Origin of the sequence: Gluconobacter sp. OJA (genome assembly GCF_039638325.1) — a bacterium.
GTDB lineage: Bacteria > Pseudomonadota > Alphaproteobacteria > Acetobacterales > Acetobacteraceae > Gluconobacter > Gluconobacter cerinus.
In genome coordinates, this window is sequence record NZ_JBDIWI010000001.1 from 1,165,571 (window position 1) to 1,177,648 (window position 12,078).

The window sequence follows — 12,078 nt, forward strand, 5'->3', positions numbered from 1 at the left end:
ACTATGAATGACGGCCGAAAGGATCAGGCATGCGTCCCTCCGCACTGCGGGCTCTCTGTCTCTTACTTCCTCTTTTTCCTTTTGCGTCGGTACAGGCTGCTACGGCCACTCCCTTAAGGGCTCAGCTTGAGCAGGTCGATGGCGGACCAGCCCTTCACTGGGTGAAGGCTGAAAATAAAAAAACGCAGAATGCTCTGGATTCTGACCCCAGATACAAGCCGCTTTATGATCGGATCCTCTCGGCTCAGCAGTCACCGGATCGTCTCGCTGTCCCCACACAAATGGCGGGAGAGATCTGGAATTTCTGGCAGGACAAAGTCCATGCCCGCGGGGTCTGGAGAAGTACGTCCGAGGCTGATTTCAAAAGCGGACATCCGTTATGGAAGACGCGCTTTGACTTGGATGAGCTTTCTCGGTCGGAACATGCCAACTGGGTGATGGAAGGTCTGAACTGCCTGGAACCAGCAGACCGGATCTGCCTTCTGGGCCTGTCCAATGCGGGCGAAGACGCGCACGAGCTGCGAGAATACGACACGACCACCAATCAGTTTGTGCAGAACGGTTTCCGGCTACCAAACGGAAAGCAGGCGGTCGCATGGCTCGATAAGGATACAGTTCTGGTCTCTCGAGACTGGGGCACGACGGATGCCGGTCTGACAACGTCAGGGTATCCGTATGTTGTTCGTGCCCTGAAGCGCGGGCAGAGCCTGTCTCAGGCTCAGGAAGTGTTCCGTGGAACCGGTCAGGACATGGAAGTCGTTCCCACTGTCCTGCGGGACGGGCAGGGGCATCAGGTCGTTCTGATCGATCGGCATAAGGATTTTTTCCATAGCGAAGTTGAGCGACTGGATCCGGGAACGCTTAAAACGAGCCAGCTTCCCATGCCGGAGAAATATGACGGTCTGAGCTATCAGGATGGCCAACTGGTTTTCCATCTGCTCCAGGACTGGCCCACGGCGAAGGGGACAATCCCTGCAGACAGCGTTGTCGCGGTAGATCCAGATCATCCTCAGGCCCCCGAGATCATTGTCACCCCGACCAAGCGGCAGACCATCGGGGATGGAATGGATGGCGCTATTGCGGCGACCAAGGATGGTCTGATCGTTGTCATGTATGACAATGTTCAGCCGGTACTGATGCTCTATCGCCGGGGTTCGAACGGACATTGGTCTGGACGGAGCATTGAGCTGCCCAAGAACATGGCCGCCAGTATTGTCTCCTCTGATCCCCACAGCTCAGAAGCATACCTCCAACTCGAAGGCTTTATTCAGCCGCCGCAGATCTGGAGCGTCAACACAGCCAAACAGAACACTCAGCTTCTCTATAGCCAGCCCGAGCTGTTTGATTCGTCCACGCTCACGGTTGAGCAGCTTTTTGCGCCCAGTAAAGACGGAACGCAGGTTCCATACTTTGTTGTGCATGCGAAAGACTGGACGAAGAATGGTGCGAACGCCACGCTCATGACTGCTTATGGTGGCTTTGGCCTCTCTTACCTGCCTGTCTATCATCCAGACCTTGGGATCACGTGGTTCGAGCGTGGTGGGGTTTACGTGATGGCTAACATCCGGGGTGGCGGAGAGTTCGGCCCAGCCTGGCATGAAGCTGCGCGTCACGCTGGGCGCCAGTCTGCCTATGATGACTTTGCATCCGTGGCCCGGGACCTGTTTTCGAGAAACATTACATCGGCCAAGCGTCTGGGTATTCGTGGACGATCCAATGGCGGCTTGCTGATGGGGGTAGAATTCACTCAGCATCCGGAACTGTGGAACGCGACCATCATTGGTGTGCCGTTGCTCGATATGCTGAATTACGAGCACATGGCGGCAGGCGCGTCATGGGCGGCTGAATACGGAAGTGTGTCTACACCCGAAGGAAAAGCATTCTGGGACAAGACATCGCCGCTTCAGGCTTTGAAGCCGGACGTGCACTATCCAACACCATTCATTTTCACTTCGACCCGAGATGATCGTGTTGGTCCTGTGCATGCTCGCCTGTTCGCAGCGCTCCTTCAGGAGCTCCATGTACCCTTCTTCTATTACGAAGATATGGAGGGAGGTCATGCCGGAACCGTCAATGCTGCCGAGGTGGCACATGAACGGGCCCTGGAAGCAGTCTATCTAAGCCGCAGGCTGATGGACCCACGCTGAGAGGAGACTTGCCTCCTTGCCGGAACAGGTAAGGGGGCGAATTCTGAAATCTCTGTGTACGGCAATAAAAAAAGCCGCGCCCCTAAGGGCTGCGGCTTTTCTCGTCCGTTCAGTAACGGGAAGGACTTTAGAAGCCTTCACGCTCCAGACGCTTGCGCTCCATCTTGCGGGCACGACGAACAGCCTCTGCTGCTTCGCGGGCGCGACGCTCAGAGGGCTTCTCGAAGTGGCGACGCAGCTTCATCTCACGAAACACGCCTTCGCGCTGCATCTTCTTCTTGAGCGCCTTTAGCGCCTGGTCAACATTGTTGTCACGAACGAGTACCTGCACGGTGCCGTCAACTCCTTCTGGGCCCGCCTTTAGCGTCACCCGTGATATGGCAATCCAATTGGGATGGAGCCCTTAACACACTCTTTTGGAGATGTGCAATTCATTCGATGGTGCTTGTGCTGATTTTTATCCATGCGCAATCTGCGGGCGATTTGTGCGTTAACGTTCTGCAACTGATAGAGGAAGCTCATGGCCCTGCTCAAGATTGCCCGTATGGGTCACCCTGTCCTGCACCAGATTGCAGAACCTGTTTCTGATCCAATATCCCCGGAAATCCGCCATTTGATTAAGGATATGCTGGACACGATGGTCGATGCAAATGGCGCCGGGCTGGCTGCGCCCCAGGTTCATCACCCATTGCGACTTTTCGTCTATCGCGTGCCCGCAAACCGGGTTTCCGATCCTGAACAGGCTCTGTTGCCACGTGTTCTGATCAATCCGGAAATTACACCTCTTGGTGAAGAGATGATGGTTTGTGGCGAAGGATGCCTCTCGATTCCAGGTTTGCGAGGCGATGTCCTTCGCCATGCCAAAGTCCATTATCGGGGCGTCGATGAAAATGGAGAAGAGGTTGAAGGCGAGGCGGTCGGGTTCCACGCCAATGTTCTTCAGCATGAGAACGATCATCTGGATGGCATTCTCTACCCGCAACGCATCGAAGATTTCAGCCGCTTCGGGTACGTTGAGGAAATAGTTCGGTGACAATGCGCCTTCCGGACGGACCACCTTCTGCGACCGCACATCTCTATCTTCGTGAAGAGCAGATTCGTCAGTCCTACGAAGCACTCATGCTCGCGTGGCGCAGTCTTAACTCAGAATGCGAGACGCTTCTGCGGGAAAACGGCTTGGGTTCTGCGCACCATAGAATTCTTTTTCTGGTCGCAGCCCATCCCGGGATCACTCCCAGTGCGCTGCTTGCCAGCCTTGGGATCACAAAGCAGTCCCTGGGTCGAGCTTTGGGAGACCTGCGTGAGCGAAATTTTCTGGTGCAGGAAGAAGACCGGCATGATCGGCGCAAGCGCCCGCTAAAGCTCACGCCTGAAGGGGAGGCGATCGAGCGACAGCTTTTTCAGCTGATCCGTGATGTCATGACGCGGGCCTACAGGGAGGCAGGAGGAACTGCGGTTGAGGGGTTCAAGCGCGTTCTTTCACCTCTCCAGATCGCTCCGGGAGGAGGTTTTCGATGAGTGACGAGCATATTCTTGTTGTCGATGATGATTCTCGCCTGCTCAGGCTCCTGCAGCGGTACCTCGCTGAAAACGGCTATCGTGTCACTACGGCGCAAGATGCCCGTCAGGCTCGCGAAGTGCTGCAACTGATCCAGCCAGATGCCATCGTGCTGGATGTCACGATGCCAGGAGAAGACGGGGTTTCGTTAACACGGGCACTCAGAGCGGAGGGACTGTCGTTACCGATTCTTCTGCTTACGGCTCGTGGCGAACCTGCGGATCGGATCGACGGGCTGGAATCCGGTGCGGATGATTATCTGGGCAAGCCTTTCGAACCCAGAGAACTGCTGCTTCGCCTTCGTGCACATCTAAGAAGAATTGTGCCCGCCGTTTCCGCAGTTTCCGAAGTGCCCTCTCTTTTACGGCTAGGCGTGCTGGAGTTCGATGTGCCCCGTGGCCTTCTGACCGGCCCGGATGGACCGGTCCATCTGACAGGAGGCGAGGCTGCCCTGCTGGGGGTGCTGACCAGTCGCCCAGGGATTGTTATGTCGCGCGAAGACATTGCCAAAGCGCTCGACATGGATGAAATCGGAGAACGTGCTGTGGATGTGCAGGTGACGCGTCTCAGGCGGCGCATTGAGGTCGATCCCAAGGAGCCACGTTTCCTCCATACGGTTCGCGGGAAGGGTTATGTTCTCAAACCCGGGATCTGAAGACCACTGGGGGCGGCTGGATCGTCCGCTAAGGCGGGTTCTTCCGCGCTCCCTCTTAGGGCGGTCCATGCTGATCGTCCTGACGCCGCTGCTTGTCACGCAGGCAATCGTCCTGATTTTGTTTTACGGGACTTACCTGAATGTCGTCTCCCGGCGCCTGTCTGATGGCATCACGGGCGAGGTCTCGCTCGTCATATCGATGCTGGAGCGGACGCCTGAGCAGGATCGGCGCGAAGCTCTTCTGCGAGATGCGTCTGCACGAACCCAGCTAGAATTCGTTTTTCATCCGAATGCGACTTTAGGGCGCGAAGGGACGAACCATGTTCTCGGTCCCATCGACGATGATTTTGAGCGTGCTCTGCATCAGGGGCTGGGACGTCCCTTTTTTGTGGACTGGTCTGCCGTTCCGGAAACCGTCAGAGTCTCTATCGCTCTGCCTGATGGTGTGCTGGATGTTCTGACGCCTCATAAGAGGCTTAGCATTGGCCCGATCTGGATGTTCGTTGCTTGGGCGTTCAGCAGTTCTGCGCTTCTTTTTGTCATTGCCGCACTGTTCATGCGCAATCAGGTGCGCGCCATTCGCAGGCTCGCTCAGGCAGCTGAGCTTTTTGGATTAGGCCGCGACGAAGGGGCTATCCGCCCACAGGGTGCGCGTGAGGTGCGTCAGGCAGCCATCGCGTTCAACCGCATGCAGGATCGCGTTAATCGGTTTGTCGCGCAAAGGACCGCGGTTTTGGCGGGGGTTTCCCATGATCTGCGCACCCCCTTAACGCGGCTGCGCCTCAGTATGGCCATGCTCCCGACAAAAGGACGCATTGAGGCGGAAGATCTCCAGCCCGATATTCAGGACATGGTGACGGATATCGAAGATATGGAGCGGCTGATTGGCAGCTATCTGTCTTTTGCGCGTGGAGAAGGATCGGAACGCCCTGTCCTGACAGATCTGCGATCCCTTATTGATGAGGTTGCTGTGGCTGCCAGACGTGCTGGCGGTCAGGTCTTGGGGGTCGAGGGACGGGAGGGTGTTGAAATACCAGTCCGGCCGGATGCGCTGAAGCGTGCGCTCACCAATTTGGCGGATAATGCCAGACGGCATGGGGGCGCCATGCGAATCTCTCTCTGGGAAGGAGAGAGAAGGATCGAGATTACAGTGGAAGATAATGGTCCCGGTATTCCCCCTGATCAGCGGGAGACAATTTTGCAGTCAACACGATCAGGGAGTAACGGCGGAAGCGGTCTGGGGCTGACGATTGTCCGCGATATCATTCATGCCCATGGGGGCACCATCAGGCTGCTCGAAAGCCCACTTGGCGGGCTGGGCGTTCTGCTCAGCCTGCCAAAATAAGTGGAAGATCAGGGCAGGGTATTACCCGCACCACCATTGCCGGTGCCCTGATTGCCCAGCGGGCCCTGGCTGCCACCGAATGTGCTGCTCATGTTGCTCATTGGGTTGTAACGACCAACGTTACCCAGCAGCTCCTGAATGACCGACGTCTTGGTGCCTGGCGTTGGGGTTGTGGCGCCCACCATGCCGACGCGAATGGAATCCTTGCGGTTCAGGGTATCCATCTTGCGCAGTACGCCGGAGTTGTCGAAGTTCAGAACCACAACCTGCTGCTTGTCCACCGTTGGGAAGCCCAGCGGCGTTGGAGACGTGATCATGGACACATAGATCCATGTGTTGTCGTCAAAGGTTGCGTGTGCGGTTGGGGAGCCGAGGCTGTCGAGCACGTCAGACCGGGTGCTGGTACCTGGCACCAGCTGGGCATAGTCGGTTTTCTCGATGAGCGAACCGCGCGGCTCGGGAATCGGGCTGAATACCGAGCATCCTCCCAGAAGGAGCGGAGCACAGGCCAAACCGGTGAAACCGAGGCGTTGCACAAGACGTGTTCTGCTTTTGGTCGTCAGAAAAGATGCGTTATTCATGGAACCGGAAACTATCCTGTGCAAGAGAACCGCTCAACCCTGCGGGTGCCTTAAACGATACCTGCCTGTCAACGATTTCCCCTATGTAACCGGGGATGGAGTGCTCAAATGTCTCATTCTCCCGAATTTTCACGTCGTATCCCCCTGAGTCGGGTAGGGGCAGGAACAGAAGAAACCGTGACGGCAACCCCGCAGGAGCGTGAAGCCCTGGCGCGGCGGTTTGGCATTCCGGCAGTGCATCATCTTGAGTGTCGCTTCGTTCTGACACCTGAAAGCAAGACCGAAATTCTTGCTCAGGGCCGTCTGAGCGCGAAGGTGACCCAGGAATGCGTCATCACGGCAGAAAAATTTGACGATGTGCTCGCCGAGACCTTTGTTCTGCGGTTCATTCCGGAATCCCAGATGCCCGAAGATGAATTCGACATCGATTCCATTAATCTGGATGCCCCTGACGACGTTCCGCATGATGGCAGGGCGCTGGACATCGGCGAAGCCGCTGCCGAACAACTGGCCCTGATGCTGGACCCATATCCTCGTCTTCCCGGTGCCGGTCTCGAAAATGCTGTTGACGTGGCCCCTGCGGAAGGGGAAGAAGGGGACGATCAGTCCGAGGACCTGCCTGAGTCAGAGCGTCGCCCAAACCCATTTGCAGCGCTCGTGGGTCTGAAGAACGGGGATAAAAAAGAATAAAATCCCTCGCTTTAGCTTGCGGGTTTGCGTTTGCTCTGCTAGAGCCGCCCGCCTGAACTCGGCGTAAATACGAGACGACGAACAACGGGGCACCGGATGCCGCTGGGAGCGGAGCAAGGGTGCCGACACAGAAGCAGAAAGAGGCATAAAAGCCATGGCCGTCCCTAAAAGAAAGACCTCGCCGTCCCGTGCTGGCATGCGTCGCAGCCACCATGCCCTGCAGGCTGAAGCGCATGCGGAATGCGCGAACTGCGGCGAACTGAAGCGCCCGCACCACGTTTGCAGCCATTGCGGTCATTACGATGGTCGTGAAGTTGTTGCAGCAGGCAAGAGCCTGAAGACGGCCGTCCGCGCCTGATCTCTTCTGCGGATGCTCTGATGGAGTATCCGCATCTGCGATGCTGTCCGGGAAACTGTCTTAATGTCTAAAGCGCCTGTCACGCCTGTTCGTGACGCCGCGGCCCTAGGGCCTTATGCCCTTGCCGTCGACGCAATGGGGGGAGACAGGGCACCGGATATCGTCCTTGCCGGTCTCGAACTGGCGGCTGATCGTCATCCGACAGCCAGACTGCTCCTGATCGGAGATGAGGCGGTTCTTAAACCGGCTCTGGCACGATATCCTAAAGCTGCCCGCATCTGTGACATTCGTCACACTCCAGCCAGCATTCCAATGGAAATGAAGCCGACCGCAGCACTGCGTGTTCGTGGCTCTTCCATGCGTCTGGCTATGGAGGCTGTATCTTCTGGTGAAGCCTGTGGTGTTGTGTCTGCTGGAAACAGCGGAGCGATGCTGGCCCTCGCCAAGATTATCGTCAAAGCGCTGCCTGGAATTTCCCGCCCCGCGATGGTTGCTGTCCAGCCTTCTGCGCGCGGTGATACGGTTATGCTGGATCTGGGCGCCAACATCGCGTGTGACGCCCGAAATCTGGTAGAATTTGCCGTCATGGGCGAGGCTTTTGCTCAGGCCGCGCTGGGTTTGCCAAAGCCAACAATCGGGCTCCTGAACGTCGGCTCTGAAGACCTCAAGGGTGACGAAAGGCTGCGTCAGGCTGCTGAGCGCCTTCGGGATAGCGCGCTGGCGGAACAGTTCCACGGCTTTGTTGAAGGTCATGACATTACCGCCGGGACGACGGATGTTGTCGTAACAGATGGTTTTACGGGGAATGTTGCTCTGAAAACAGGCGAGGGGGCTCTTAAGCTTGCTTTCGGTCTGTTGAAGCGCGTTTTCGAAACCAATCTGCTGACTCGCATCGGTTATCTGCTGGTTCGCCCCGGGCTGGAGCGAATGCGGGAATGGATTGATCCACGGCGTTATAATGGCGCCGTTTTTGTTGGGTTGAATGGCGTTGTTGTGAAGTCTCATGGTGGCGCAGATGGCGAAGCTTTTGCCTCAGCCGTCGATATCGCAATGGATGCCGTAACCCATAACCTGAACGACAAGATCCGTGCCCGCCTGGATCAGCTCGGTATGCTTGGAGCTGATGTAGCTTCTGCTGCTGCCAGCACGGTCGCCCCAGAACCTGTGAGCTGAGAAACTTTATGTCCGGTCCTTTTCGTGCCCGCCTGACAGGCGTGGGTGGCTATCTGCCACGCACGATTGTCACGAATGACGATCTCGCTCAGAAGATCGAAACATCCGACGAGTGGATCCGGGCACGCACGGGCATCACGCAGCGTCACATCGTTTCAGGGGATGAGACGACGGCGTCCATGGCCGCTGCCGCGGCGCGTCAGGCTCTTGAGCAGGCCGGTGTAAGTGCTGACGACGTTGACGCCATCATCGTGGCAACCTCAACGCCAGATCAGGTTTTTCCCGCTGTGGCAACGCAGGTGCAGGCCCTGCTCGGGATCACCAAAGGGTTCGGCTTCGATATCAGCGCTGCGTGTTCGGGGTTCGTCTATGCGTTGGCCTCAGCAAATTCGTTCATTCAATCCGGGTTGGCCACGAAGGTTCTCGTGATTGGGAGCGAGGTCTTTTCCCGACTGCTGGATTGGAATGATCGCACAACCTGCGTTCTGTTCGGAGACGGCGCTGGTGCTGTACTTTTGGAAGCCGGAGCTGAGGAAGGTGAGGGTGTTCTCTCGACCCATCTTCATTCTGACGGTCGATCTGGGGACATTCTGTACGTTGACGGGGCAGTAGGCTGCGCAGGCACAACTCAACATCTCAAAATGCTTGGGCGAGAAGTTTTTCGTCATGCGGTTGTTAAGCTGTCCCAGGCTGTTGATGAAGCACTGGAAGCCAACAACCTGACGGGTCAGGATATTCAGTGGCTCGTACCGCATCAGGCCAATCTCCGTATTATTGACGGTATGGCCAAAAAGCTGGCTCTTCCCGCTGATCGTGTCGTGGTGACGGTGGACCGTCACGCTAACACGTCTGCGGCTTCCATCCCGTTGGCTCTGAATGAAGCCGTCAGAGACGGTCGTATCCAGAAGGGCGATCTTGTTCTGATGGAAGCGCTGGGTGGCGGTTTGACCTGGGGTTCTGCGCTCGTCCGCATGTGAGACGGCGCATCGTCTTTCAAGGTTAACGATTGATTCCTTTGACTGTTCTGAACGTCATGATACGCATGTGTCATGAGTACAGTCACGCGCGCGAATCTTGTCGAGCACATCTATAGCCGTGTTGGGCTGTCCCGGCACGATTCCTCCATGATTCTGGAAAGTGTGTTGGAGAAAATTTCCTCCACACTTGAAGCAGGTGAGTCCGTGAAGCTGAGCGGCTTCGGGACCTTCTCTGTTCGCCAGAAGGGAGAACGCATCGGGCGAAATCCCAAGACCGGGGTCGAGGTTCCAATCTTGCCTCGCGCTGTCTTGGTGTTTCGGTCTTCGCAGCTTCTGCGGGACCAGATGAATGGCGTGGAAAGCCATGCTGACGATGTGGACGACGCAGATGATTGATATCGCTTCGAACAATAGCGCTGATCTCTCCGACGATAATCTGGCTGATTCTGGTGCTGGGAAAATCAAAAAAGGCCCAGACGCTTACAGAACCATCAGCGAGGTTGCGGAGGAGCTTCATATTCCGCAGCATCGACTGCGTTCGTGGGAAACTCTCTATCCGGGTGTGAAGCCATTTCGTGGGGAGAGTGGGCGCCGTTATTACAGCCCTGAACACGTCGAGACACTACGTCTTATTTCCGATCTTCTCTACGTACAGGGCTATAAGGGCCAGGGCGTTCTGCGAGTTTTAAGAGAAGAAAAAGCTCGGAAATCTCTAGAAAATCGCATTGCTTCTCCTAAGGCAGAGGAGAATGTTGCGAGTGTTCACGCCGCGCCCGCTCCAGTTGCGGATCCAGTTTTAGTAAATGCTGCGGATGATATTATCTTTCCCGAAGCTCCGGAGGTGCCAGAGATCTCTGGTGCTCCTGAACTGAGAGAAGAAAGTGTCGCCGTTAGTGAGACATCAGAGCTTCACGACGAAGAAGACGTATCGCTTTCAGAGTATCGCGAAAAGCTTGAACCTGAAGAAAAAGCGGATCAGGTGCTTGACGAGTGTCTGACGGGAAGGACATTAGCCGAAGCCGAAGCCGAAGCCGAAGCCGAAGCCGAAGCCGAAGCCGAAGCCGAAGCCGAAGCCGAAGCCGAAGCCGAAGCGCCTTTCTCAATTTATGACACAGAGGAAGTTCTGGTTCTTCAGGATGCGAATCAGCACCTTGCTGCCTCCGTCAGGCATTTGGATGCAGAAAACGAATTTTTGCGTTCTGAAATGAAGGAAATTCTGGAAGAACTTCAAATTTTGAGAAGTCTTCTTCCGGTATAGGGCAGATGCCCCATTGCGGTGATGAGTTTGCACTGCTAAACCACCGCCACCGCAGGACGAACGGGCAGTAGCGCAGCCTGGTAGCGCACCAGTCTGGGGGACTGGGGGTCGTGGGTTCGAATCCCGCCTGCCCGACCAGTCCTGCGGTAATTACCTTAAAAAATGATGTTATTATAAAAGGCCTTTTCAGGCCTTTTTCTTGTCTGTGCGCTCTTCTGTCCAAAGCGTCCACAGCAGATGGAGTGCGGCCATAATTGCTGGTCCAAGGAACAGGCCAAGAAGGCCCCACGTTTCTGCTCCGCCCAGAATGCCTAGCAGGACCCAAAGAAATGGCATTTTGGTGCTGCCGCCAATTAGAACCGGGCGGACAAAATGGTCAGCTACAAAAATAACAACTGAGCCCAGAGCCATTACGACAATTGCGCCGATCATGCTGCTTTTAGCCAACAGCAAGAGAGCGACCAGTCCGACTGTTGGCCAGGCGAGGAACGGTATCATGGCAGCCACAGCCGTGAGCATGGCAAACAGCAAGGGTTGAGGAGCGCCTGTCAGCATATAGGCGGCTCCCATGATTGCCCCTTCTCCCAGGCCAACCAGCACCAGCCCCGCGAGTGTTCCGTGAACGGATGAGATCATCTGTTTGGCAAGGCTTTCGCCTTGTTCACCAAACAGCCGGTGTGAGCCCACAAGCCCCTTACGAATCACGTAATCTCCATCCTTCAGCAGGAAGAAGAGCGTCAGTAGGGAGAACGCAAAAAGTGTGCCGCGGCGTGCGACCTGCGACCCAACCTGCTTTGTCATCTGCATGCCATGAGCGACATCGACTGAGTGGAGCAGATGGGACAGCCGTTGTGGGCTGGTCATGTGGTTTTGCCACCACGTGGTTGCCTGCGTGGACACGAATGGAAGGCGCGGGACCCATTCAGGCATTGGAATGCCGTTATTCCGCACGTCTTCAATCCATTCCAGCGCGCTCCTGATTTCGTCGGCAAGTTTGACGCCAACGAGAGAAACCGGGACCAGGAAAATCAGAGCCACAACTAGGGTGAAGCTCATCGGCAGCCAGTCATTGCGGCCAAACCGACGCTCAGCGCGCTGGTAAAGCGGCCAAAGGGAAATGGCGAACACGCATCCCCATAACAAAGCCGGAAGAAAATTTTTCAGTGTGTAGAGACCGATAGCCACGAAAAAGAGCGCCAGAAACCCACGCGCCCGCCGCTGTATGGTTCCGGTGGAATCCGAGGCTTCCACCGGAATGACTTCAGGGGAACGAGGAGGAAATTGATCGGTCATGGGGGTCCTGAAAATAGTGGCCGGAAATTATGGCTGATGCGCT

At 56.2% G+C, this 12,078-nt stretch carries 14 protein-coding genes and 1 tRNA gene; 12 read left to right on the forward strand and 3 right to left on the reverse strand.

The features are described from left to right. Window positions 1-29: 29 nt before the first annotated feature. On the forward strand, window positions 30-2,147 hold the full coding sequence (locus tag ABDK75_RS05525; protein ID WP_346005181.1) for a prolyl oligopeptidase family serine peptidase: 2,118 nt from the start codon (window positions 30-32) through the stop codon (window positions 2,145-2,147). 127 nt (window positions 2,148-2,274) lie between these two features. Here ABDK75_RS05525 and rpsU read toward each other — a convergent pair whose 3' ends face one another. After that, entirely contained in the window at window positions 2,275-2,478 is a 204-nt protein-coding gene (gene rpsU / locus ABDK75_RS05530; RefSeq protein ID WP_007283570.1) for a 30S ribosomal protein S21, read from the reverse strand. Window positions 2,479-2,667: 189 nt separating this feature from the next. Here rpsU and def point away from each other — a divergent pair, with 189 nt between their 5' ends. Genes def through ABDK75_RS05550 form a run of 4 tightly spaced genes read left to right on the forward strand, consistent with a single transcriptional unit; the run spans window position 2,668 to window position 5,705 of the window. Beyond that, entirely contained in the window at window positions 2,668-3,180 is a 513-nt protein-coding gene (gene def, locus ABDK75_RS05535) for a peptide deformylase (RefSeq protein ID WP_339407519.1), read from the forward strand. A gap of 2 nt (window positions 3,181-3,182) precedes the next feature. Then, entirely contained in the window at window positions 3,183-3,665 is a 483-nt protein-coding gene (locus ABDK75_RS05540) for a MarR family winged helix-turn-helix transcriptional regulator (RefSeq protein WP_244591164.1), read from the forward strand. After that, the gene (locus tag ABDK75_RS05545; protein ID WP_046901400.1) at window positions 3,662-4,360 is read left to right on the forward strand and encodes a response regulator; all 699 of its coding nucleotides are present in this window, start codon (window positions 3,662-3,664) and stop codon (window positions 4,358-4,360) included. Before ABDK75_RS05540 ends, ABDK75_RS05545 begins: the two co-directional genes overlap by 4 nt. Then, on the forward strand, window positions 4,338-5,705 hold the full coding sequence (locus ABDK75_RS05550) for an ATP-binding protein (protein WP_346005182.1): 1,368 nt from the start codon (window positions 4,338-4,340) through the stop codon (window positions 5,703-5,705). Before ABDK75_RS05545 ends, ABDK75_RS05550 begins: the two co-directional genes overlap by 23 nt. A gap of 8 nt (window positions 5,706-5,713) precedes the next feature. Here the strand turns inward: ABDK75_RS05550 and ABDK75_RS05555 are convergent, their stop codons facing one another. After that, complete coding sequence (locus tag ABDK75_RS05555) at window positions 5,714-6,286, reverse strand: outer membrane protein assembly factor BamE (protein ID WP_086634131.1); 573 nt, start codon at window positions 6,284-6,286, stop codon at window positions 5,714-5,716. Window positions 6,287-6,394: 108 nt separating this feature from the next. On the opposite strand from ABDK75_RS05555, the gene ABDK75_RS05560 reads away from it, so the two are divergent. From ABDK75_RS05560 to ABDK75_RS05590, 7 genes are all read left to right on the forward strand, one after another. Then, on the forward strand, window positions 6,395-6,976 hold the full coding sequence (locus tag ABDK75_RS05560; protein WP_046901403.1) for a DUF177 domain-containing protein: 582 nt from the start codon (window positions 6,395-6,397) through the stop codon (window positions 6,974-6,976). 154 nt (window positions 6,977-7,130) lie between these two features. After that, window positions 7,131-7,334, forward strand: a complete 204-nt coding sequence (rpmF, locus tag ABDK75_RS05565) for a 50S ribosomal protein L32 (protein WP_046901404.1) — start codon at window positions 7,131-7,133, stop codon at window positions 7,332-7,334. 63 nt (window positions 7,335-7,397) lie between these two features. Continuing rightward, window positions 7,398-8,507, forward strand: a complete 1,110-nt coding sequence (plsX, locus tag ABDK75_RS05570) for a phosphate acyltransferase PlsX (protein WP_211496947.1) — start codon at window positions 7,398-7,400, stop codon at window positions 8,505-8,507. An 8-nt stretch (window positions 8,508-8,515) separates the two neighbouring features. Next, window positions 8,516-9,484: a beta-ketoacyl-ACP synthase III gene (locus ABDK75_RS05575; protein ID WP_346005183.1), complete on the forward strand. Its 969-nt coding sequence runs from the start codon at window positions 8,516-8,518 to the stop codon at window positions 9,482-9,484. 72 nt (window positions 9,485-9,556) lie between these two features. Beyond that, complete coding sequence (locus ABDK75_RS05580) at window positions 9,557-9,880, forward strand: integration host factor subunit alpha (protein WP_064273136.1); 324 nt, start codon at window positions 9,557-9,559, stop codon at window positions 9,878-9,880. Then, window positions 9,849-10,742: a MerR family transcriptional regulator gene (locus ABDK75_RS05585; RefSeq protein ID WP_346005184.1), complete on the forward strand. Its 894-nt coding sequence runs from the start codon at window positions 9,849-9,851 to the stop codon at window positions 10,740-10,742. The genes ABDK75_RS05580 and ABDK75_RS05585 overlap by 32 nt, the downstream gene beginning before the upstream one ends. Window positions 10,743-10,803: 61 nt before the next feature. Further along, window positions 10,804-10,880, forward strand: a tRNA-Pro gene (locus ABDK75_RS05590). A gap of 48 nt (window positions 10,881-10,928) precedes the next feature. Here ABDK75_RS05590 and ABDK75_RS05595 read toward each other — a convergent pair. After that, the gene (locus ABDK75_RS05595) at window positions 10,929-12,035 is read right to left on the reverse strand and encodes an AI-2E family transporter (protein ID WP_099212210.1); all 1,107 of its coding nucleotides are present in this window, start codon (window positions 12,033-12,035) and stop codon (window positions 10,929-10,931) included. Between the last annotated feature and the right edge of the window lie 43 nt (window positions 12,036-12,078).